Origin of the sequence: Arthrobacter sp. IK3 (assembly GCF_051337705.1) — a bacterium.
GTDB classification, from domain to species: Bacteria; Actinomycetota; Actinomycetes; order Actinomycetales; family Micrococcaceae; genus Arthrobacter_B; species Arthrobacter_B koreensis.
In genome coordinates this window covers 155,690-176,514 of sequence record NZ_JBPPSW010000001.1, presented here as the reverse complement: position 1 = coordinate 176,514, position 20,825 = coordinate 155,690, and the positions used below count along the sequence as shown (strand labels likewise).

Below are 20,825 nucleotides of genomic sequence, written 5' to 3'. Positions count from 1 at the left end.
GCAGTCAACGATGCCCCGGCGTTCCCGGAAGTATCCGGGGCGCCGGGGCATCGGTGGTGGTTCTCTTAGTGGCCGGAACTGTCGTCGCTGACCCGTTCGATGTTGGTGAGGTCCCGCAGCACGCCGATTCGTCCGGTGCGCTTGTCCTGTACCAGGAACTCGTGGCCGCGGTCTTCCAGGCCAAGTTCCCAGTCACCCGGGTAGAACATGAACAGCGGCAGGCCGGTACGTTCGTCAACGATCTGGCGCGGCGTGCCAACGGCGAACCAGAAGGCCTCCACAACGTTCTCGTTCTCTTCACGGGTCGCCGAGATTGATTCATGGGCCTCGGTGTTCGACGCCGGAGCGCCGCCCTGGACCGCAGGGTTCACTGTGGTGGCAGGCAGCGGATCTTCCCCTGCCGGGACTTCGCGGCCAGCGGGGCTGTTACCGCCGGCGGCTGTTCCGGCTGTTCCGGTGGCTGATGCCGCAGCACCTGCCCCTGCAGCCCCGGCCGAACCCGCAGGGCCCTTGCCGGCCCCGGCCGCCGCAGCGCCCGATCCGGCTCCGGCCTGGCCGGATTCGCTGCGGGCACCAGCACCGGCGGAACGGGCTTCTGCCGCGCCGTCGGACGGGGCGGCGTTACCGGACACCGTCTCCGGACGCCCGGTACCGGCCTGCTGGGCGTGGACCTGCCCGGTCCGGGGTGCGCCGGGAGCGCTTTCCCCGGGCTTGGGCGCTCCAACAGGCCGGCGGTCACCTTCAGCCCCTGCCGGCCCGGGCGCCGGTACCGGCTTGGGAACCCGGACCAGCGGCTTGGCATCCCGCGCAACGGGGTGCGCGGGAATCTCCGGACGGTCGCTGAACTCAGCGGCGAACGGCGGGATGTACGGAGCGAACGTGGTGGCCGCGAGCAGCGCGGCGGCGCCCAGCAGCCCCAGCAGGGAGCCAACGCTGAAAACGTAGACGATCTGCAGGAAGAAGAAGACGGCGGCCAGTACCGCGATCACCGAAGCGAACTGGTCCAGCGAGAGGGAGCCCACGCGCAGGCGGGTGGACGGTGCCAGTCGGCGGGCAGTGAAAAGGCCTGCCACCACCAGCGGCATGATGATGCCGATTCCGACGTAGAAGAGGCTGAAGGCGGTCCACAGGTTCCGTCCGCTGCCGATGGTGAACGGCAGGACGCTGCCTACCAGCATCACCAGCACCGCGGATCCCACCACGATGTCCCGCAGCCCGAACGGCCCGGCTACAGCACGGAGGCCGGTTGCCGGTTCGGCGCCGGGGCGGGTGCCGGCGGCTTCCGCAGCGGGGTGTTCCCCGTGTTCAACGTGGGGCTGGTTCATTCTGGTCTCCGTTCCGAGAGCATCCAACCGGAAGGCGGGTGCGCCGACCGTGCTCTGGCTCCGCCGCAGCGGCGCCGCAAGCGGTTTGCTTTCACTGACAGCCTAGTCAACGCCAGCAGGTCAGACTACCGGTTCGCGCCTGCCCGGGGGCAGTGAGGTAACCGTTTATCGCATAATTACCCCGTTTCACGGAGGTGGCTGTGACCGGCACCACAGCATTGCCGCGTCCGCGTTAGGGTAAGGACAAAGACCATCAACAGCCCCGCCGGCCGGGCAGACGCCCGGCTCCGGCGCCGGGTGCAGCCAATGGAAAGGGTCCGAGATGACTGAACAGCCTCCGGTCAAGCAGCACGGTGACGCACTGGAGAACCTTTACCACGAGAGCCGCAGCTTTCCGCCGAGCGCGGAATTCGCGGCCGCAGCCGTGGCACAGCCCGGGGTCTACGAAGAGGCTGCGGCGTCGGGCCCCGAGTTCTGGGCAAAGCAAGCACGGGAACTGCTCACCTGGGATGAGGATTTCACCCAGACCCTGGACTGGACTGACGCGCCCTTTGCCAAGTGGTTCGTCGGCGGCAAGCTCAATGCCTCCTACAACGCCCTCGACCGGCATGTGGAAGAGGGCCGCGGCGACCGCGTAGCCATCTATTTCGAGGGCGAACCCGGGGACACCCGCACCTACACCTATGCCCAACTCACCGAAGAGGTGAAGAGGGCCGCCAACGCCTTCGAGTCGCTGGGAGTCTCCAAGGGCGACCGCGTGGCCGTCTACCTGCCCATGATCCCGGAAGCCGTGATCACCATGCTTGCCTGCGCGCGCATCGGTGCCGTGCATTCGGTGGTCTTCGGAGGTTTCTCCGCCGATGCCCTGCGCAGCCGGATTGACGACGCCGAGGCCAAGCTGGTCGTCACCGCCGACGGCTCCTACCGCCGCGGAAAGCCCAGCCTGCTCAAGCCGGCAGTCGATGAGTCCCTGGTGAAGGAGGGGCACACGGTTTCAAACGTCGTCGTGGTCAAGCGAAACGGCGAGCCCGTCGAGTGGACCGATGGCCGCGATGTCTGGTGGGACGACGTCGTTGGTTCTGCGAGCGCCGAGCACACCGCCGTACCGCACGACTCCGAGCACCCGCTGTTCATCCTGTACACGTCCGGCACCACGGGCAAGCCCAAGGGCATCCTGCACACCACCGGCGGCTACCTGACCCAGACGGCGTTCACCCACCGGGCAACGTTCGACCTCAAGCCGGAGACGGACGTGTACTGGTGCACCGCCGACGTCGGCTGGGTTACCGGCCACAGCTACGTCACCTACGCACCGCTGGTCAACGGCGCCACGCAGCTGATGTACGAGGGAACCCCGGACACCCCGCACCAGGGACGCTGGTGGGAACTGGTGGAGAAGTACAAGGTTTCAATCCTGTACACCGCTCCGACGGCCATCCGCACCTGCATGAAGTGGGGCCGGGACATTCCCGGCAAGTTCAACCTGGACTCCATCCGGGTGCTGGGCACGGTGGGCGAACCCATCAACCCCGAAGCCTGGATGTGGTACCGCACGGTGATCGGCGGCAACGGCGGCAAGAAGGAAGTCCCTGCCCCGATCGTGGACACCTGGTGGCAGACGGAAACCGGCGCCCACATGATCGCGCCGATGCCCGGCGTCACCGCCACCAAGCCCGGTTCCGCCCAGGTTCCGGTGCCCGGTATTTCCGTGGACGTGGTGGACGAAATGGGCGAGCCCGTGCCCAACGGTTCCGGCGGCTTCCTGGTAGTCAAGGAGCCCTGGCCCTCCATGCTGCGCGGCATCTGGGGAGATCCGCAGCGGTTCAAGGACACCTACTGGTCCCGTTTCGACAACATGTACTTTGCCGGAGACGGTGCCAAAAAGGACGAGGACGGGGACATCTGGCTACTGGGCCGCGTGGATGACGTGATGAACGTATCCGGACACCGGCTCTCCACCACGGAGATCGAATCCGCGCTGGTCAGCCATCCCTCGGTGGCCGAGGCCGCGGTGGTCGGTGCCACCGACGACACGACCGGCGAAGCTGTAGTCGCGTTCGTGATCCTGCGCGGCAGCGCCAAGGACGACGACGACATCGTCACCACGCTGCGCAACCACGTGGGCAAGGAAATCGGCCCGATCGCCAAGCCCAAGCACATCCTCGTGGTCCCGGAGCTGCCCAAGACCCGGTCCGGCAAGATCATGCGGCGCCTGCTCAAGGACGTGGCAGAGGGCCGCGAGCCGGGCGATTCGAGCACCCTTGCGGATAACACCGTGATGTCCCAGATCGCGGAGTCCCTGCGCAAGTAGTCCCCAAACGAGATGACAGAAACTGCCCGTATCGAGCTCGATACGGGCAGTTTCTGTCATCTCGATGGGGAAGGCGGAGGAGGAATTAGCCGACGACGGCGTCCACTTCCACCTCGATGTTGCCGCGGGTGGCGTTGGAGTACGGGCAGACCTGGTGTGCTTCCTGGACCAGCTTGTCTGCCATGGCCTGGTCAACACCGGACATTTCAACGTGCAGGGCGACGGAGAGCTGGAAACCGCCCTCTTCCTTGGGATGGATGCTGACTTCTGAGGTCACTGCGCTGTCACTGATCTGTGCCTTGGCCTGGCGGGCAACCATCTTCAGTGCGGAATGGAAGCATGCGGCGTATCCGACGGCGAAGAGCTGTTCCGGGTTGGTCGCTCCGCCTGCGCCACCCATTTCGGCGGGAACGGCGAGGTCGACTTCGAGGAGTCCGTCGCTGGTGCGGGCCTCTCCGTTCCGGCCGTCACCGGTGGCCGTGGCAACTGCTGTGTAAAGGGCGCTCATCGGGTTCTCCTTCGGGTTGGAACACTTGGCTGTCGAAAAGCGGGGCTTTCCGCCGTTCTGCTAGTAGACTAACTAGTAAGTCTACTAATCGCCAGTCCGACGGACCGGCCCCAAGGAGGTTCCAGTGGCAGCCCAGAACGACGGCGGTGCGAGGCCGGTCCGGGAGCGCATCCTCGATGCCGCCACGGATGCCTTTTACCGCGACGGGATCCGCGCCGTCAGCGCGGACAAGATCATTGCCTCCGCCGGCACCACCAAGGTGACCTTCTACCGGTATTTCCCTACCAAGGATGACCTGGTGGCCGCCTACCTCGACCGGCAGTCGGAGCTGATCCGTACGGCGGCAGGGAATCTGCCCGCGGACCCCTGTGAAGCACTCCGGACGCTGGCCCAGGTCATGGGGTCCGAAGCCTGCCGGCCCGGTTTCCGCGGCTGCCCATTCATCAATGCGGCAGCCGAGTACCCGGCGAGCGACCACCCGGTGCGGGCCGCCGTCGCACGCCACCGGGACTGGTTCCGCGGACTGGTGGCCGGACTCGCGGGCCGGCTCGGCGCCGCCGATCCCGAGCTCGCCGCGGACCAGTTGATCATGCTGCGCGACGGCGCCATGGTCCACGGCTACGTTGCCGATCCCCGGGCGGTAGGAGCCGCCCTGCTCCAGGCCGGTGCCGCCGTCCTGCAGCAGCACCTCCCCTCGGCGCGGCACTAAGCCGCCGCACTGCACGCCGGGGGCCACCGCTCAGCGCGCGGAAGACGCGCCCAGCGACCCAAATCGTGACGTTCGGCTCAGCAACTGGCCAAAGCCGCCGGCACCTAGCACAATCAGCACTTGTGTCTACTTCCTCCACCACGGTGAATCCCGCCCAGCGTTCCCGGATGGCCCGCAGGGTCGCCGGCGCCTCCTTCGTCGGGACAGCACTGGAATCCTATGACTTCTATGTTTTCGGCACTGCCGCCGCCCTGATCCTGAACCGGGTGTTCTTCCCCGACGTCGATCCGCTGACCGGAACGCTCCTGGCCTTCCTTTCCCTGGGCATGGGCTTCGTCGCCCGGCCGCTGGGCGCCGTGCTGTTCGGCCACATTGGGGACCGCGTGGGCCGGAAGAAGTCCCTCATCTACACCATCGTCCTGATGGGCCTGGCCACCGGCATCATTGGCCTGCTTCCGGACTACTCCACCATCGGTGTCTGGGCTCCGATCCTGCTGGTGGCCCTGCGGCTGCTGCAGGGCCTGGCCGTTGGCGGAGAATGGGGCGGCGCCGTCCTGATTGCCAGCGAGCACGCCGAACCGCGCAAGCGAGCCCTCTACGCCGCCATCCCGCAGATCGGCTCCCCGGTGGGCACCATCATGGTCACCGCCACCTTCCTGATCCTCACCCAGGTCTCCCCCGAGGCCATGGAAGCCGGCGTCTGGCGCATTCCGTTCCTTCTCGCGTTCCCCTTCATGGCAGTAGCGCTCTACCTGCGCCTGGCCATCGATGAGACCCCGGTCTTCAAGGACGTCACCGAGCACAACCAGGTGGCCCGCGTCCCGGTCCTGGAGGTGCTGCGGTCCCAGCCCGCCGCCGTCGTTATTGCCATGGGCGCCGCCCTGCTGGGCATCGGCTCCTACTTCCTGATGACCACCTACACCCAGGCCTACGGCGTGGGTGTCCTGGGACTGTCCGAATCCACGGTGCTCAACGCCGCCCTGGTGGGCTCGATCCTGCAGCTGGCCACCATTCCGGCCTTCGGCTGGCTGGCCACGAAGATTGGTTCGGCAAAGGTAGTCGCCGGCGGCGCGGCAGCCACATTGCTGATTTCCTTCCCGCTGTACTACCTGATCAGCATTGCGGACCAGCCGCTGTACGTCCTGACCATCCTGATCGGCGGCATCGCCCCGACCGCTGCCTGGGCAGCGCTGGGCGGACTGATGGCGGACCTGTTCCCGGCCCGGACGGGGTACACAGCCATGTCCCTGGCCTACAGCTTCGCCGGCATTGCCGCAGGCTTCACACCGGCCGTCACCCAGCTCTTCTCCGAAGCAACCGGCGCCGCCTGGTGGCACCCCGGCGCGGTACTGGCCCTGATGTCCCTGATCACGATCGCCGGCTCCCTCGCGGCAGCCCGCCGGATTCGGGCGCAGTCACAGACGGCGGACGCAGAGACGGTTGCGGCATAGTTGAACCCATGACTACAGAACGCACCCGCAACCTCCTGGTCCTGAACGGCCCCAACCTCAACCTGCTGGGGACGCGCGAACCCGCGGTGTACGGGACGGACACGCTGGATGATGTGGAAGCCGCGGCAGTTGGAGCCGCGGAATCCCATGGCTGGACGGCGGACTGCATCCAGTCCAACCACGAAGGCGACCTGATCGATGCCATTCACGGGGCTCCGGGCCTGGCCGACGCAATCATCATCAACCCCGCCGCCTACAGCCACACCTCGGTGGCTATCCGCGACGCCCTCTCCGGAGTCGGCCTTCCCGTGGTGGAAGTCCATCTGAGCAACATCCACAAGCGGGAGGAGTTCCGGCACCACTCGTTCGTCTCCGCGGTAGCGGAGGTGGTCATCTGCGGTGCAGGAATCGCCGGCTACCGCATGGCAGTGGACTACATTGCCGCGAAACTGGACGCAGCAGCCGGGTCCGCTACTCGCTGATGCACTCCCCCGGGGACACCGCACTGCTGTACCCGGGGGCGGCCTCGGCGATCGGGCCAAGTTCGGCAAGGGACAGCGCGTACCCAATCGGCTGATCGCCGGTGGTCTTGGCGAAGACCACTCCGGCAACCTGGCCGTCGATATCCAGCAGCGGACCGCCCGAGTTGCCCTGCTGGACGTTCGCCGCCAGCGTGTAGACCTCCAGGACTTCCGGCGAGGTTCCGTAGATGCTGCGCACGGAGACGTCGCCGAGGTTCTGCACGACGGCGGGCTGGAGCCTGAAGGGTCCGCCTGCCGGATAGCCCGCGAACCCCGCGGTTGTTCCCGCGGGAAGTTCGGCGCCCAGGGGCAGCGGTTTCGCGTGCAGGTTGTCCACAGCGATGACGGCGAGGTCCCTGGCCGGGTCGAAGTGCACCACGCGTCCGGGCAGCACCCCGCCCCCGGGGACCTGGACCACCGGTTCGCTCACTCCGGCAACCACGTGCGCGTTGGTGATCACCCGGTCTTCCGCGACGACGAACCCTGATCCGGTCTGGTTCTGGCCGCATTGGAACGCGGTGCCGGTGATCTTCAGGACCGAGGACGACGCAGCGGTCAGGGCCTCCGAGCTGATGCCGTCGGCAGGAAGCTCGACCGTTTCGGGAGCCGCGCCGTCGAAAATCCGCGGCAGCCCTTCGTCGAGGGTGAAGGAGCGCACCTGCGCAGCCACCGTCTTCACCGCGTTCGGAGTGATCGAATCGATGGTCATCAGGACCTTCGACGAGGCGATCTGCTGTGACAGGAAGGGCATGCCCAGTGTGCCGATGCTGAACGCGAGCATGGACATCACCACCGCGGCCACCACAACGTTCAGGGCACCGCCGAGGATGCGGTCCAGTGCACGCAGCGGCGCGAAGTTGAACCACCGGCGCACCGCACCGCCGAGCGCTGCGCCGGCCGCGTGGCCCACCAGGACCAGCACGACGGCGGTGGCGATCACCGCTACCAGGCGCCAGGTCTCATCCGGCACCCAGCCCGAAACCAGCGGGATGGCGAAGAACGCCGCGGTGGCACCGGCCACGAACCCGACGATTCCGCCGAGGGTAACCGCCAAGCCGTTCCGCAGGCCTGCCAGCAGGTAAAAAAGCAGGGAGAGGCCCAGAATGATGTCCAGAACGGTGAATCCGAGCACAAAGAGCTCCAATATGGTGTACGTACGCGTGGCGGCTGCCGGTCAGAGCCCCTTTGCCTCCCGAGTCTAGCGGCCGCTGGTGACGATTCCACGGGCGTGTAATCCTGCGCACATTAGGCAGGCGTTTTATCATCCGAGGGCGAACAAGGCTATTACGGCTGTCACATGCCCGTTCGGTGCGGCAAGATAGTAGAAGCGACAACTATTAACAGGAGATTTCATGGATATCGAGGTATTGCGCCGCGCGCCTTTGTTCGCCTCACTGGGAGACGACGTCTTCGCCGCTTTGACCGACGAACTCACCGAGGTCGATCTGTCCCGCGGAGCATCTGTCTTCCGCGAAGGTGACCAGGGCGACCAGCTCTATTTCATCGTGTCCGGAAAGATCAAGCTGGGGCGTTCGGCTCCTGACGGCCGCGAGAACCTGCTGGCCATCCTTGGCCCGGGCGAGCTGTTCGGCGAGATGGCCCTTTTCGACCCGAGCCCCCGCACCGCCACGGCTACTGCCGTGTCCGAAACGCGCCTGGCCGGTCTGCGCCACGAGAACCTGCGCGCACTGATCGAGACGCGCCCCGAGGTATCGGTACAGCTGCTGCAGGCCCTGGCCCGCCGCCTGCGCCGCACCAACGAGTCCCTGGCAGACCTCGTCTTCTCCGACGTGCCCGGCCGCGTTGCCAAGGCTCTGCTGGACCTGGCGGACCGGTTTGGCCGGCCGGCGACGGACGGCATCCTGGTGGCCCACGAACTGACCCAGGAAGAGCTGGCCCAGCTGGTTGGCGCTTCCCGTGAAACCGTGAACAAGGCACTGGCCGAGTTCGTCCAGCGCGGCTGGCTGCGGCTGGAGGCACGCGCCGTCGTCATCCTTGACGTCCAGCGCCTGCGCCAGCGCTCCCGCTGAGTCTCTCCAGACAAACAGAAAAGCGGCACCGCCTTCCTCCCGGAAGCGGTGCCGCTTTTCTGTGTGCTGATTCAGCGGCCGCGGTGCCCGGAACCTTCCGCGGCGTCGACGGCGGTCACCCGCAGGGCGTACCCGCCGTCAGCTTCCACCAGCTCCGGCTGGAAGACCTCGTTCGCGCGCCGGTGGGCAAGGTAGGCAATGCAGCCCCTGGCCTTGGCCAGCTTTTCGATCATCAGCGCCACGGCGGGCACGGTGAGCTGTTCCAGCGTCAGTCCGACGGTGTCCGGCTGACCGACTTCGTCCCCAAGTTCCGTGGTGGCTGCGCGTTCCATTTCGACTGCTGCCGCACGCCATTGCCCCCAGATGCCCTTGCTCTCCAGGAGCGAGGTTTCCTGCCCGAGGGGCTGGACTGCTGCGAAATAACGGGTGTCGAAGCGGCGCAGCGCAAAGTCCGCAGTCAGCCAGTGGGTGAGCGGCCGCAGCAGGTCGCTGCGCAGGCCGAGTCCACGGCGGGCCAGCAGCTCAGGAAAGGACTCGTCGCCGGCGGCGATGCCGACCCGCGCGGCCATCCATTCCGGGCCCCGGTTGCTTTCCAGCAGTGTGGACCCGTCCGGGCCGGCCAGCAGCACGCCGGTCTCCTCAAACAGCTCCCGGGCAGCGGCTACGACGTGGCGTCGGGCTTCCTGGGCATCGTCCATCCCCAGGGTCCGCGCCCATTCGGCGGGTGTTGGACCGTACCAGTCGACGGGATCGCCGTCGGCTTCTTCCAGGCTGCCGCCGGGAAAGGCGATCTTCCCCAGCGGGGATTCGCCCCGGCGGTAGCGCAGGAACACTTCGGCTCCCTGGCGGGAGTCACGCAGCAGCAGGACGGAGGAGGCAGCCCTTGGCTTGCGGGCGGTGCCTTCCTCCCGTTCGAACCAGCTTTGCGCTGCACCCTGTTGCCAGGGCGGCAGCTGGAAATGCCGGGTGGAGACGTTAGGCAAACTCTGCGGTCACTTCCACTTCCACCGGCGCGTTCAGCGGCAGCACTGCCACGCCGACGGCGGAACGGGCGTGGCTGCCCGCCTCACCGAATACCTGTCCCAGGAGTTCCGAAGCTCCATTGATGACGCCGGGCTGGCCGGTGAAGGACGGGTCCGAGGCCACGAAGCCCACAACCTTCACAATCCGGGTGACCCGGTCCAGGTCACCGATCTGCGCCTTGATGGCGGCCAGTGCGTTCACTGCGCAGCGCGCGGCGTACGTCTTTGCGTCCTCGGCGCTCACGTCCGCGCCGACCTTGCCGGCGGCCGGCAGCGCACCGTCGATGAAGGGCAGCTGGCCGGAGGTGTACACGTGGTTCCCGCTCACTACGGCAGGAACGTAGGCTGCCACCGGCGCGGCGACCGGGGGCAGTTCCAGGCCAAGTTCGGCCAGGCGCTGCTCGACGGCGGAAACCGCCTCCGGGGCAGTGCTCATCAGGCCTTCTCCCGCTTCATGTAGGCCACTGAACCGGTGCCATTCGGGGCCGGGGTGATCTGCACCAGCTCCCATCCTTCTTCACCGTGCATGTTCAGCACGGCGCCGGGGGTGTGCAAAGGCAGCGGTGTAATGAAGTATTCCCATTTGCTCATGATCCAAAGACTAGCGCGTGCTTGTAGACTGATCCGCATGGCAGCTCGCAAATCTCCTTTTTTTGACACGGCTACCACTCTGGGCAAGATTGTGGCCTTCTTTGGGGTGAGCACTTTATGCGGCGTCCTCGCCGCCGGGCTGCTGGTACCGGCCGCCGCTGCCGCGGGTACTGCGGCATCCGGATCCATCCAGTTCTTCGACCAGCTGCCTTCCGAACTGAAGCGCGGGGCACTGGCTGAGCCGTCCCGTATCTACGCGAACGACGGCTCGCTGATCGCCACCCTGTATGAGGAGAACCGGCAGCCGATCACGCTGGACGAGGTCTCGCCCCACATGATCGACGCCATGCTGGCCATCGAGGACGACCGCTACTACGAACACGGCGGCGTTGACCTGCAGGGCATCTTCAGCGCCATCATCTCCAACGTCACCTCGGACCGTACGCGCGGCGCTTCCACCATCACGCAGCAGTACGTGAACAACGTGATCATCGATACCAACCTCCAGGAAGGCGGGGAGGTGGTCTTCAGCGGACAGAAGACCGTCGGTGACAAGCTGCGCGAAATCAAGCTGGCCATTGCCGTGGAGAAGGAGCTCAGCAAGGACGAGATCCTGGAAGGCTACTTCAACATTGTTCCGTTCAGCGGAACCACCTTCGGCGTGCAGGCAGCCTCCAAGTACTTCTTCAACGTCGATGCCAAGGACCTGAGCATCGCGCAGGCCGCACTGCTGGCCGGCGTGGTCAACGGCCCCACCTTCTACAGCCCGGAACTGAACCCGGAGCGTTCCCTTGCCCGGCGGAACCTCGTGCTGGACGCGATGCTGGATAAGGGCCGCATCACCCAGGAAGAGCACGACGCCGCGGTTGCCACCGGCCTCGAGCTGAACCTCACCCCGGTCCTCAACGGCTGTGTCGGCGCGGAGCAGGCGCCCTACTTCTGTGACTACGTCAAGCAGCTGGTGCTCAACGATGACCGCTACGGAGCCACCCCGGAGGACCGCAATAAGCTGCTGTACCGCGGCGGACTGAGCATCACCACCACGCTCAACCCCACCCTGCAGAACGCGGCCCAGGCAGCGATCAACGAGACCGCCAATCCGGACACCACCGATGCGGAAATCGGCCACTCAATGGTCAGCGTGGAGCCGGGCACCGGCAAAATCCTGGTGATGGCGCAGAACACCCGGTACACCCCTGAACTGGCACCCGGTAACTCCGTGCAGAACTTCAACGTGGACGCGTACCAGGACGGCGATCCCAACAAGATCCTCAACGGTTTGGGCGGGTTCCAGCCCGGTTCCACGTACAAGCCGTTCACGGTGGCTGCGTGGCTCGATTCGGGCAAGACGCTCAACGCCCAGCTGAACGGCCAAAAGCGGACGTACCCTGCCGGACACACCTGGAACGCCAGCTGCCTGCCCGGCGGCCGGTACGCCATCCTTGACCCGTGGACTCCGATTAACTACGGAGACACGAACTACCGCAACACGACAGTGCTGGATGGCCTGGCCCAGTCCTTGAACACCATCACGCTGGCTGAAGCCAATGAGCTGGACCTGTGCAAGTTCCAGCAGATGGCCTTCGCCTCGGGTGTGCACAACGGCAAGAGCGCCTCCGGTGAACGCGAGATGCTGGCCGTGAACCCGCCGTCGACCTTCGGCGGCGGCGGCGACGCCTCGCCGCTGTCCATGGCAACGGGCTTTGCGACCTTCGCCGCTGACGGCCTTATGTGCGAACCCCGTGCACTGGAGTCGGTAAAGAGCAGCGACGGAACTGAATACCCGGTTCCGGAACAGGACTGCGAGCAGGTCATGCGCAAGGAAGTGGCCCAGGGCGTCAACGTGGCCACCCAGCGCGTGATGACCAACGGCTCCGGCATCAACCTGCAGGTGGGCGTGCCCACTGCCGGCAAGACCGGTACCAATGACTACCGGTCCCAGACCTGGTTCATGGGCTACAGCACCGGACTCTCCACGGCATCCTGGATTGGCAACTGGAAAGCCAACAACACCACCATGTCCGAGAAGCTGATCGGCGGCCGGTACTACCCCGAGATCGACGGCTCCCTGATTGCCGGCCCGTCGTGGAAGAACTTCATCCAGCGCGTCCCGGGCCAGTACCGGGCAGATCCGTTCCCCGCCCCGCCGGCCAACATCGTGGGGCAGGCTCCTGCCCCGGCCCGACCGGCCCCCAGCTCCCCTGCCCCGAACCGGGACAACAACCGGGACAGCGGCAACAACGGCAACAACGGCAACAACGGCAACAACCGGAACAACGACGACTGACCTTGGCAACTGAACATCCGGTGGCCCCGGTCCTTCGATCCGCCGCGTGGACCGCCGGCAGCTTCGCGGCTGCCGGCGCTGCGGCCCTCGCCTACGGCTCCCTCATCGAGCGGAACCTCTTCGGCATCCGCACCGAGACGGTGGCGGTGCTCCCTGCGGGCAGCAAGCCGATGCGGGTCCTCCATCTCTCGGACATCCACTACGTTCCCGGCCAGGACCGCAAGACCCGCTGGCTGCACTCCCTGGCGGACCTGGAACCCGATCTGGTGGTCAATACCGGGGACAATCTCAGCCATCAGCAGGCCGTGCCTCCGCTGCTGGAAGCGCTGAAGCCGCTGATGCGGTTCCCCGGCGTGTTCGTTCCCGGCTCCAATGACTACTACGCGCCCGTCCTGAAGAACCCGTTCACGTACTTCACCTCGCCGTCCAAGCTGCGGAAGAATCCGGCCAAACTGCCCTGGGCAGACATGTTCACGGCCTTCGGCAACGCGGGCTGGATCGACCTCACCAACCGGAACCAGTCCGTGGTCCTCAACGGTCTGCGCCTGGACTTCTCCGGCGTTGATGATCCGCACCTGAAGCGCGACCGGTATGCTGGCTTCCCGGCCGGGAGCTCGACGTCGTCCTCCGCACGGCACGTGCGCATTGGCGTCGCGCATGCCCCGTACCAGCGGGTGCTGGATTACTTCACCGACGGCGGTGCCCAGCTGATCCTGGCCGGACACACCCACGGCGGGCAGGTCTGCATTCCGGGTTACGGCGCTCTGGTGAGCAACTGCGACCTTCCCACCTGGCGGGCCAAGGGCCTGACGGACTGGGAACACAACGGCCGCACCGTGCCGCTGAACGTCTCGGCCGGCATCGGCACCTCCCGGTTCGCCCCGGTGCGGTTCGCCTGCAGGCCGGAAGCCGTGCTGCTCACCCTCACCCCCGCCGAGAGGCCAGTTACGGCTTCTTAGAGCGCCGAAACGAGCCGTAAGTGGCCTCTCGGCGGAAGGGGCGAAACCGGCACGCGGCGTCGTAACCATGCCCGGCGTGGCCTAGGATTGAGCGGTATCCGGCCCGCACCCCTCGGCGCGGACCTCTCGATCTCGAAGAGGATTCATGCCCCCGCAGACATCATTGTGGCAATCCCTGGGGCGCCTGTACCCGCACATCAAACCGATCCTCCCCCGGCTGTTCCTTGGCTTCCTCTGCGCGGTCGGCGCCAGCGTCGTCGCGCTGGCCATCCCGCAGGTCCTCCGGGTCCTGGTGAACAATTACCTCGCCCCCGGCGGTGCAGTCACCGCACTGTGGTGGGCCACCGGCATCGTCCTGGCCCTGGGGACGCTGGAGGCCGTGTTCATGGCACTGCGGCGGCAGTTCGCCGTCGCGCCGTCCACTCTTGTGGAAACCAGCCTGCGGACCTCCTTTTACCGCCACCTGCAGGACCTTTCCGTCGCGTTCCATGACCGCTGGGGCTCCGGGCAGCTGCTCTCCCGCGCCATGAGCGACCTGAACCTGATCCGCCGCTGGATGGCATTCGGCGCCCTGATGCTGATCGTCACGGCACTGACAGTGCTCATTGGCGTCACCATCATGTTCTTCACTGCCTGGCAGCTGGCCATCGTGTTCCTGCTCGCCGCCGTGCCGATCATCGTTTACGGCTTCAAGTTCCGGCGCTTCTACGGCCGGGTATCTCGCCGAAGCCAGGACCAGGCCGGAGACCTGGCTACCACCGTGGAAGAATCGGTCCACGGCATCCGCGTTTTGAAGGCTTTCGGCCGCAGTTCCGAGGCGCTGGACGCGTTCGAAGAGCAGGCCGAGGGCCTGCGCCAGACCGAGGTGTACAAGGCGAATTCACTGGCCAAGTTCTCCTTGGTGGTGACTCTCCTTCCGGAGGCAGCACTGGCTGTCTCCCTGGTCCTGGGCATCCTGCTGGTCAACGACGGACAGGTGAGCATTGGTGCGCTGGTGGCTTTCTTTGCCACCGCTGCGGTGGTTGCCGGACCGGTGGAGTCCATGGGACCGCTGCTGTCCATGACGCTGACGGCCGCCACCGCGATCGACCGGCACTTCGAGGTCATGGATGCCAGGCGCACCATCACCGATCCGGAACACCCGGTGCAGCCGAAGGAAGTCCACGGCCGGCTTTCCTTCGAGGACGTGCACTTTGCCTACCCGGACGCCGCGCCGGACCGCCCGGACGTGCTCGACGGCGTGAGCCTGGACCTGCGTGCCGGTGAGACCATGGCGCTGGTCGGCATCACCGGCAGCGGCAAGTCCACTCTGCTGCAGCTGGTCCCCCGGCTATACGACGTCACCGCCGGCAGCATCCGGATCGACGGCGTCGACGTGCGGGACTACCCGCTGACGGAACTGCGCCGCATCGTATCGGTGGCCTTCGAGGAGACCACCCTGTTCTCCAGCTCAGTCCGGGACAATGTGTTGCTCGGAGCTGACGCCGCCAGCGGCTCCGAGGCCGAGGACCTTCTGCGTGAAGCCCTGGACGTGGCGCAGGCCCAGTTTGTCTATTCGCTTCCGGACGGCGTGGACACGCTGATCGGGGAAGAGGGACTCAGTCTTTCCGGCGGGCAGCGCCAGCGCGTGGCCCTGGCACGTGCGATTGCTGCCCGGCCCACGGTCCTGGTTCTGGATGACCCGCTCTCCGCGCTGGACGTACGCACCGAGGAACTGGTGGAGCACCGGCTCCGCGAGGTCCTCGCGGAGACCACCACGCTGGTGGTGGCCCACCGTCCCTCCACAGTCTCCCTGGCGGACCGGGTGGCCCTGATACAGGACGGCAGGATCGCCGCCGTCGGCACCCACGCTGAGCTCCTGGCCCAGAATGAGCACTACCGCCACGTGATCGCCAGCCTCCCGGCCTCGCCGCAGGACCTGGACAGTGGACTCGAAGACGAAAGAGGGGTTCTCCGGTGAGCCGGTTCAGCATCCGCCGTCCCGGTGCGCCCCTGCCGGGCCCGGCACGGGCAGACAACGCCGTTGGCACGTCCGGCGAGGACAACCTGGACCTGGACCGGGAGCAGAACCTGGCCGTGCGGCGTCGTTCGCTATCCCTGCTGGCGTCCCTGGTCCGCCCCAACCGCGGACGGTTCATCTTCACCATCGCACTGGTGGTGTTCTCGCAGGCCGCCCGGGTCGCCGGACCCGCGATCATCGCCTTCGGCATCGACCACGCCCTGCCCGCCCTGCAGGACGGCAGTTCCCTTCCGCTGCTGGCGGCCGGCGGCACCTACCTGCTCGCGGCGGTCCTGGCGGCCGGGCTGACGGCAGGTTACGTCCGTTCCACGGCGCAGCTCAGCCAGGCAATGCTGCTGGACCTGCGGCTCCGGGTGTTCCGGCATACCCAGCGGCTGAGCCTCGAGTTCCATGAACGCTACACCTCGGGCAGAATCATCTCGCGCCAGACCTCGGACCTCGAGGCGCTGCGTGAACTGCTGGATTCGGGCATCAGTTCCCTGGCCTCGGGTGCTATGTACATGGTCTTCGTGGCCGTCAGCATCTTCGCCTTGGATTGGCGCACCGGAGTGCTGCTCTGCGTGGCGTTCGTGCCGATGTTCCTGCTGACCCGCTGGTACCAGAAGCGCTCCCAGATCGCGTACCGGGCCTCCCGGGTGACCTCGGCAAAACTGATCGTCCACTTCATCGAAACGATGACCGGCATCCGCGCCGTGAAGGCCTTCCGCCGGGAGACCGTCAACGCCGAGAAGAATGACGAACTGGCCGAGGACTACCGCCGGGCCACCCTCCGCTCCATCAACCTCAACGGTGTGTTCCAGCCCGGCCTGATCTTCATCGGCAACGCGACCGTGGCCGTGGTGCTGCTGGTGGGCGGTTACCGGGTGCTCGACGGCGGCCTGGAAGTCGGCGCGCTGCTGGCCCTGCTGCTCTACGCCAAGCGGTTCTTCCAGCCGGTGGACCAGATGGCCATGTTCTACAACTCGTTCCAGTCCGCCTCCGCGGCCCTCGAAAAGGTGTCCGGCCTGCTGGAAGAAGTCCCCACCGTCCGTCCGCCCCGCCAGCCGGTGGAACTTCGGGACGCCAAGGGGGACGTAAGGTTCGACGGCGTCGAATTCCGTTACGGGGACGGCCCGCTGGTCCTGCCCCGACTGGACCTGCACATCCCCGCCGGGCAGACCGTGGCCCTGGTGGGCCAGACCGGTGCCGGCAAATCCACCCTCGCCAAACTGATCGCCCGGTTCTATGACCCATCGGACGGTGCAGTGCTGCTGGACGGCGTGGACCTGCGGAACCTCACGCAGCGCGACCTGCGCCGCGCCGTCGTCATGGTTACCCAGGAAGCGTTCCTGTTCAGCGGCTCGGTGGCGGAGAACATTGCCCTGGGCAAACCGGGCGCCTCGCCGCAGGAAATCGAAGCCGCTGCCCGTGCCGTGGGCGCCCACGATTTCATCGAGTCTTTGCCCGAGGGTTATGAGACCGATGTAAACAAGCGCGGCGGCCGGGTCTCGGCCGGGCAGCGCCAGCTGATCAGCTTTGCCCGCGCCTTCCTCGCCGACCCGGCGGTGCTGATTCTCGACGAAGCGACGTCCTCCCTGGACGTGCCCAGCGAGCGGCTGGTGCAGCAGGGCTTGAAGACGCTGCTGGGCAACCGGACCGCGCTGATCATCGCCCACCGGCTTTCAACGGTTGAAATCGCGGACCGGGTGCTGGTCATGGATTCCGGCGCTGTGGTGGAAGACGGCACGCCTGCCGAGCTCACCAGCGGAACCGGACGCTTCGCGGCACTCAATGCCGCCTGGCAGGACTCGCTCGTGTAACGCTGTTGCCTGTCGCAGGGCGCTGATTTCGCGCTCCCGCAGGTTGTCGAGTACACTTGTAAAGTTGCTTGGCCGGGAGGGAAACCTCCGGATGAGCAGTGGTTACGGGGTGTGGCGCAGCTTGGTAGCGCGCGTCGTTCGGGACGACGAGGTCGCAGGTTCAAATCCTGTCACCCCGACCAAAACAGGAAAGGACCCATCGTTTTCGATGGGTCCTTTTTGCTGTGCCGGCGAGTATGCTCTGGAACATCCCTCACCAAGACACCAGGAGTTCCCATGGCTGTCCGCGTTGACCTGAACATCTCCCTTGACGGGTACGCCACCACCACGGACCAGACTCGGGAGAAGCCGTTCGGGGAAGACTGGGGACGGCTGGTTGGGCCATATACCGCCACGCGTACCTTCCAGGAGCGGGTGCTGAAGCAGCCCGGTAAGGGCACCACCGGGGTGGATGACACATACGCCGCCGCCTACTTCGAGGGCATCGGGGCGGAAATCATGGGCGCCGGGATGTTCGGCCTGCACAATTTCCCGGACGATCCCGAGTGGAAGGGCTGGTGGGGAGATGAGACGCCGTTCCAGTACCCGGTCTTCATCCTCACCCATGACGCCCGTGAACCCATCGACATGCCCGACGGGACCCGGTTCGAGTTCCTTGCCACCTCGCCGCAGGAAGCCCTGGACCGGGCCCTCGACGCCGCGGCCGGCCAGGACGTTCGGATTGGCGGGGGGCCAACGGTCATAAAATCGTTTCTTGAAGCGGGATTGGTGGACCGGATTCACGTGGGCATCACACCGATCCTGCTGGGCCGCGGCATCAACCTGTGGGAGGGCCTGCGCGGCCTGGAGAACGGTTATGAGGCCCGCTCGGAAGCGGCTGACGATGGCGTCACCCACCTGACGTTCTTCCGCTAAGTCCGCGCGACAGGCGCCACACAACACCGCAGGCCCCGGGAAACCCCGGGGCCTGCGGTCATGGAAATCCTAGACGAAGCTCTTTCCGGTCAGCCGCTCGTACGCCTCAACGTACCTCGCACGCGTGCGGTCGATAACGTCCTCGGGCAGGGGCGGCGGCGGGGTGTCCGCTGCCTTGTCCCAGCCGGACTCGGGCGAGGTCAGCCAGTCCCGGACGTACTGCTTGTCGAAGGAAGGCTGGGCCTTGCCCGGTTCGTACAGCGAAGCGTCCCAGAAGCGCGAGGAATCCGGGGTGAGTACCTCGTCGCCCAGGGTTACCAGGCCGGTGGCCGGGTCCAGGCCAAACTCCACCTTGGTATCCGCCAGGATGATTCCGCGGTCCCGCGCAATGGCCTCGGCCGTGGTGTAGATCTCCAGGGTCAGGTCCCGGATCTGCGCGGCCGTCTCGGCACCCACCGCGGCCACGACGGCGTCGTAGTTGATGTTCTCGTCATGTTCGCCCACCTCGGCCTTGGCCGAGGGAGTGAAAATAGCCGGCTCAATCCGCGAGCCGTCAACGAGCCCGGCGGGCAGCGGAACGTCGCACACGGTCTGCGACTGCCGGTACTCCGCCAGTCCGGAGCCGGTGAGGTAGCCGCGGGCAATGGCTTCCACGGGGTACATTTCAAGCTTCTTGCAGATCATGGCCCGGCCGGCCACCTCGGCGGGCACGCCCTCGTCAGCGGAAAGAACATGGTTCGGAACGCTGCCCAGCTGCTCGAACCACCACAGGCTCAGCTGCGTCAGGATGCGGCCCTTGTCCGGGATGATGCTGGAGAGCACGTGGTCGTAGGCGCTGATCCGGTCGCTGGCCACAACCAGCACCCGGTCCTGCGCGGCGTCCGGTCCGGCGGGCACGTACAGGTCCCGCACCTTCCCGGAGTAGATGTGGTTCCAGCCGTCCAGCTGCGGTGCGGTGCTCATGCCAGGTCCTCTTCGATGTCAGCGCCTGCGCTGCCGGCAGGGACCACGATGTCGCCGCGCTCGGCTTTCAGCGCGATGTCACCGCGGTGCTGGGAACCCTCAAGGTCAATGGCGTCCACGCCCTGGTAGGCGAGTTCCCTGGCCTGCGCCAGGTTCTCCCCCAGCGCGACGACGGCCAGGACCCGTCCGCCCGCGCTCACGATCTCGTTGGCTTCGATGGCGGTGCCGGCATGCAGCACGTGAACGCCCTCGATCGCCTCGGCTTCCACGAGTCCCAGGATCGGGTCGCCGGTGCGCGGAGTGTCAGGGTAGTTTTCGGACGCGACGACGACGGCGACTGCCGTGCGGGCATCCCACTTCAACTGTTCCATGGCATCCAGTTCACCCTTGGCGGCAGCCAGCAGCAGTCCGCCGAGCGGGGTCTTCAGCCGGGCCAGCACGGCCTGGGTTTCCGGATCGCCAAAGCGCGCGTTGAACTCGATCACCCGCAGTCCGCGGGAGGTCAGGGCCAGGCCGCAGTACAGCACTCCGACAAACGGTGTGCCGCGGGAGGCCATCTCATCCACGGTGGGCTGCGCCACCCGGGCAATGACATCGTCCACCAGGTTGGCCGGGGCCCACTCCAGCGGGGAGTAGGCGCCCATGCCGCCGGTATTGGGGCCTTCGTCGTTGTCGAAGATGCGCTTGAAGTCCTGGGCCGGGGCCAGCGGCACCACGTGCCGCCCGTCGGAGAGGACAAACAGGGAGACCTCGGGGCCGTCCAGGAACTCCTCGATGACCACCGTTCCGCCGGCGTCGAAACAGGCCTGCGCGTGGGCCAGCGCTTCGTCCCGGTCCGATGTCACCACAACGCCCTTGCCGGCGGCCAGCCCGTCATCCTTGACCACGTAGGGAGCACCGAAGGTGTCCAGCGCGTCGGCGGCTTCGTCCGGTGTCGCAGCGACCCGGGCCATTGCCGTGGGCACGTTCGCCTCGGCCATGACCTGCTTCGCGAAAGCCTTGGAGGCTTCCAGCTGGGCTGCTGCCCTGGAAGGACCGAAAACCGGAATGCCGGCCTCCGCGAGGGCGTCTGCAACACCGGCTGCCAGCGGCGCTTCCGGGCCGACGACGACGAGGTCGGAACCGAGCTCACGGGCCAGGGCTGTCACGGCTTCCGGATCGCTGGCGTTGATGGAATGGACTGGCACTACCTGCGCGATGCCCGCGTTGCCGGGAGCCGCGTGGACTTCCGAAACGTAGGGGTCGGCCAGCAGGGCCCGGACAATGGCATGTTCGCGGCCGCCGGGGCCAACAACGAGAACCTTCACAAGAGTTCAGACTACTGGCTGGGATGCACGCCCCGAAAGCCGCCGCTGCTCCGTGACGCGGCCCGCGCAGGGGTGGATTTCCCGCCGACCCGTTGCCCGGCGGCGCC

General features: G+C 66.5%; 18 protein-coding genes and 1 tRNA gene. 11 read left to right on the top strand and 8 right to left on the bottom strand.

Annotation, left to right across the window (positions count from 1 at the left end; all coding sequences use genetic code 11):
* Window positions 1–65: 65 nt before the first annotated feature.
* Window positions 66–1,325, bottom strand: coding sequence for a hypothetical protein (locus ACSLGO_RS00830; protein WP_436399714.1), 1,260 nt, complete (start codon window positions 1,323–1,325; stop codon window positions 66–68).
* A gap of 322 nt (window positions 1,326–1,647) precedes the next feature.
* Between ACSLGO_RS00830 and acs the strand changes: the two genes are divergently transcribed.
* Window positions 1,648–3,636 carry an acetate--CoA ligase gene (gene acs, locus ACSLGO_RS00825; RefSeq protein ID WP_091601937.1) on the top strand — a complete coding sequence of 663 codons (1,989 nt, stop codon included), beginning with the start codon at window positions 1,648–1,650 and terminating at the stop codon, window positions 3,634–3,636.
* Window positions 3,637–3,721: 85 nt separating this feature from the next.
* On the opposite strand, the gene ACSLGO_RS00820 is transcribed toward acs, so the two are convergent.
* Complete coding sequence (locus tag ACSLGO_RS00820) at window positions 3,722–4,144, bottom strand: organic hydroperoxide resistance protein (RefSeq protein WP_091601931.1); 423 nt, start codon at window positions 4,142–4,144, stop codon at window positions 3,722–3,724.
* Window positions 4,145–4,268: 124 nt separating this feature from the next.
* Here ACSLGO_RS00820 and ACSLGO_RS00815 point away from each other — a divergent pair, with 124 nt between their 5' ends.
* The 3 genes from ACSLGO_RS00815 (at window position 4,269) to aroQ (ending at window position 6,786) form a co-directional block, all read left to right on the top strand.
* On the top strand, window positions 4,269–4,853 hold the full coding sequence (locus ACSLGO_RS00815) for a TetR/AcrR family transcriptional regulator (RefSeq protein WP_436399713.1): 585 nt from the start codon (window positions 4,269–4,271) through the stop codon (window positions 4,851–4,853).
* Window positions 4,854–4,975: 122 nt separating this feature from the next.
* Window positions 4,976–6,304, top strand: coding sequence for an MFS transporter (locus ACSLGO_RS00810; protein ID WP_436399712.1), 1,329 nt, complete (start codon window positions 4,976–4,978; stop codon window positions 6,302–6,304).
* 8 nt (window positions 6,305–6,312) lie between these two features.
* Entirely contained in the window at window positions 6,313–6,786 is a 474-nt protein-coding gene (aroQ, locus tag ACSLGO_RS00805) for a type II 3-dehydroquinate dehydratase (protein ID WP_152273827.1), read from the top strand.
* Here the strand turns inward: aroQ and ACSLGO_RS00800 are convergent.
* Complete coding sequence (locus ACSLGO_RS00800; protein WP_436399711.1) at window positions 6,776–7,957, bottom strand: MarP family serine protease; 1,182 nt, start codon at window positions 7,955–7,957, stop codon at window positions 6,776–6,778. The genes aroQ and ACSLGO_RS00800 overlap by 11 nt on opposite strands.
* A gap of 220 nt (window positions 7,958–8,177) precedes the next feature.
* On the opposite strand from ACSLGO_RS00800, the gene ACSLGO_RS00795 reads away from it, so the two are divergent.
* Entirely contained in the window at window positions 8,178–8,855 is a 678-nt protein-coding gene (locus ACSLGO_RS00795) for a Crp/Fnr family transcriptional regulator (RefSeq protein WP_055239104.1), read from the top strand.
* Between the two features lie 71 nt (window positions 8,856–8,926).
* Here the strand turns inward: ACSLGO_RS00795 and ACSLGO_RS00790 are convergent, their stop codons facing one another.
* Genes ACSLGO_RS00790 through ACSLGO_RS00780 form a run of 3 tightly spaced genes read right to left on the bottom strand, consistent with a single transcriptional unit; the run spans window position 8,927 to window position 10,468 of the window.
* The gene (locus tag ACSLGO_RS00790) at window positions 8,927–9,838 is read right to left on the bottom strand and encodes an NUDIX hydrolase (RefSeq protein ID WP_152273829.1); all 912 of its coding nucleotides are present in this window, start codon (window positions 9,836–9,838) and stop codon (window positions 8,927–8,929) included.
* Window positions 9,831–10,313, bottom strand: a complete 483-nt coding sequence (locus ACSLGO_RS00785; RefSeq protein WP_433122374.1) for a RidA family protein — start codon at window positions 10,311–10,313, stop codon at window positions 9,831–9,833. The genes ACSLGO_RS00790 and ACSLGO_RS00785 overlap by 8 nt, the downstream gene beginning before the upstream one ends.
* Window positions 10,313–10,468: a DUF4177 domain-containing protein gene (locus ACSLGO_RS00780; protein ID WP_141653630.1), complete on the bottom strand. Its 156-nt coding sequence runs from the start codon at window positions 10,466–10,468 to the stop codon at window positions 10,313–10,315. Before ACSLGO_RS00780 ends, ACSLGO_RS00785 begins: the two co-directional genes overlap by 1 nt.
* A 37-nt stretch (window positions 10,469–10,505) precedes the next feature.
* Between ACSLGO_RS00780 and ACSLGO_RS00775 the strand changes: the two genes are divergently transcribed.
* The 6 genes from ACSLGO_RS00775 to ACSLGO_RS00750 all read left to right on the top strand — a co-directional run bounded on the left by ACSLGO_RS00775 (window position 10,506) and on the right by ACSLGO_RS00750 (window position 18,448).
* A complete protein-coding gene (locus tag ACSLGO_RS00775) occupies window positions 10,506–12,755 on the top strand; it encodes a transglycosylase domain-containing protein (protein ID WP_436399710.1) in 2,250 nt (749 codons plus the stop codon).
* Window positions 12,752–13,714, top strand: a complete 963-nt coding sequence (locus ACSLGO_RS00770) for a metallophosphoesterase (RefSeq protein ID WP_377955371.1) — start codon at window positions 12,752–12,754, stop codon at window positions 13,712–13,714. The genes ACSLGO_RS00775 and ACSLGO_RS00770 overlap by 4 nt, the downstream gene beginning before the upstream one ends.
* 145 nt (window positions 13,715–13,859) lie before the next feature.
* Window positions 13,860–15,674, top strand: coding sequence for an ABC transporter ATP-binding protein (locus ACSLGO_RS00765; RefSeq protein WP_436399709.1), 1,815 nt, complete (start codon window positions 13,860–13,862; stop codon window positions 15,672–15,674).
* Window positions 15,675–15,706: 32 nt separating this feature from the next.
* Window positions 15,707–17,533, top strand: coding sequence for an ABC transporter ATP-binding protein (locus ACSLGO_RS00760; protein WP_152274219.1), 1,827 nt, complete (start codon window positions 15,707–15,709; stop codon window positions 17,531–17,533).
* A 105-nt stretch (window positions 17,534–17,638) separates the two neighbouring features.
* Window positions 17,639–17,715, top strand: a tRNA-Pro gene (locus ACSLGO_RS00755).
* Between the two features lie 94 nt (window positions 17,716–17,809).
* Window positions 17,810–18,448: a dihydrofolate reductase family protein gene (locus ACSLGO_RS00750; RefSeq protein WP_436399708.1), complete on the top strand. Its 639-nt coding sequence runs from the start codon at window positions 17,810–17,812 to the stop codon at window positions 18,446–18,448.
* Between the two features lie 69 nt (window positions 18,449–18,517).
* On the opposite strand, the gene ACSLGO_RS00745 is transcribed toward ACSLGO_RS00750, so the two are convergent.
* Together ACSLGO_RS00745 and purD are read right to left on the bottom strand one after the other, a co-directional pair.
* A complete protein-coding gene (locus tag ACSLGO_RS00745; protein ID WP_436399707.1) occupies window positions 18,518–19,411 on the bottom strand; it encodes a phosphoribosylaminoimidazolesuccinocarboxamide synthase in 894 nt (297 codons plus the stop codon).
* A complete protein-coding gene (purD, locus tag ACSLGO_RS00740) occupies window positions 19,408–20,718 on the bottom strand; it encodes a phosphoribosylamine--glycine ligase (RefSeq protein WP_091601878.1) in 1,311 nt (436 codons plus the stop codon). The genes ACSLGO_RS00745 and purD overlap by 4 nt, the downstream gene beginning before the upstream one ends.
* Window positions 20,719–20,825: the final 107 nt, after the last annotated feature.

What these genes read in the sequence shown, in the direction of transcription:
- ACSLGO_RS00830 (WP_436399714.1), bottom strand. Translation starts at nt 1,325, where the DNA reads ATGAACCAGCCCCACGTTGAACACGGGGAACACCCCGCTGCGGAAGCC.
- ACSLGO_RS00750 (WP_436399708.1), top strand. Translation starts at nt 17,810, where the DNA reads ATGGCTGTCCGCGTTGACCTGAACATCTCCCTTGACGGGTACGCCACC.
- ACSLGO_RS00745 (WP_436399707.1), bottom strand. Translation starts at nt 19,411, where the DNA reads ATGAGCACCGCACCGCAGCTGGACGGCTGGAACCACATCTACTCCGGG.
- ACSLGO_RS00820 (WP_091601931.1), bottom strand. Translation starts at nt 4,144, where the DNA reads ATGAGCGCCCTTTACACAGCAGTTGCCACGGCCACCGGTGACGGCCGG.
- ACSLGO_RS00795 (WP_055239104.1), top strand. Translation starts at nt 8,178, where the DNA reads ATGGATATCGAGGTATTGCGCCGCGCGCCTTTGTTCGCCTCACTGGGA.
- aroQ (WP_152273827.1), top strand. Translation starts at nt 6,313, where the DNA reads ATGACTACAGAACGCACCCGCAACCTCCTGGTCCTGAACGGCCCCAAC.
- ACSLGO_RS00765 (WP_436399709.1), top strand. Translation starts at nt 13,860, where the DNA reads ATGCCCCCGCAGACATCATTGTGGCAATCCCTGGGGCGCCTGTACCCG.
- ACSLGO_RS00785 (WP_433122374.1), bottom strand. Translation starts at nt 10,313, where the DNA reads ATGAGCACTGCCCCGGAGGCGGTTTCCGCCGTCGAGCAGCGCCTGGCC.
- ACSLGO_RS00775 (WP_436399710.1), top strand. Translation starts at nt 10,506, where the DNA reads ATGGCAGCTCGCAAATCTCCTTTTTTTGACACGGCTACCACTCTGGGC.
- ACSLGO_RS00780 (WP_141653630.1), bottom strand. Translation starts at nt 10,468, where the DNA reads ATGAGCAAATGGGAATACTTCATTACACCGCTGCCTTTGCACACCCCC.
- acs (WP_091601937.1), top strand. Translation starts at nt 1,648, where the DNA reads ATGACTGAACAGCCTCCGGTCAAGCAGCACGGTGACGCACTGGAGAAC.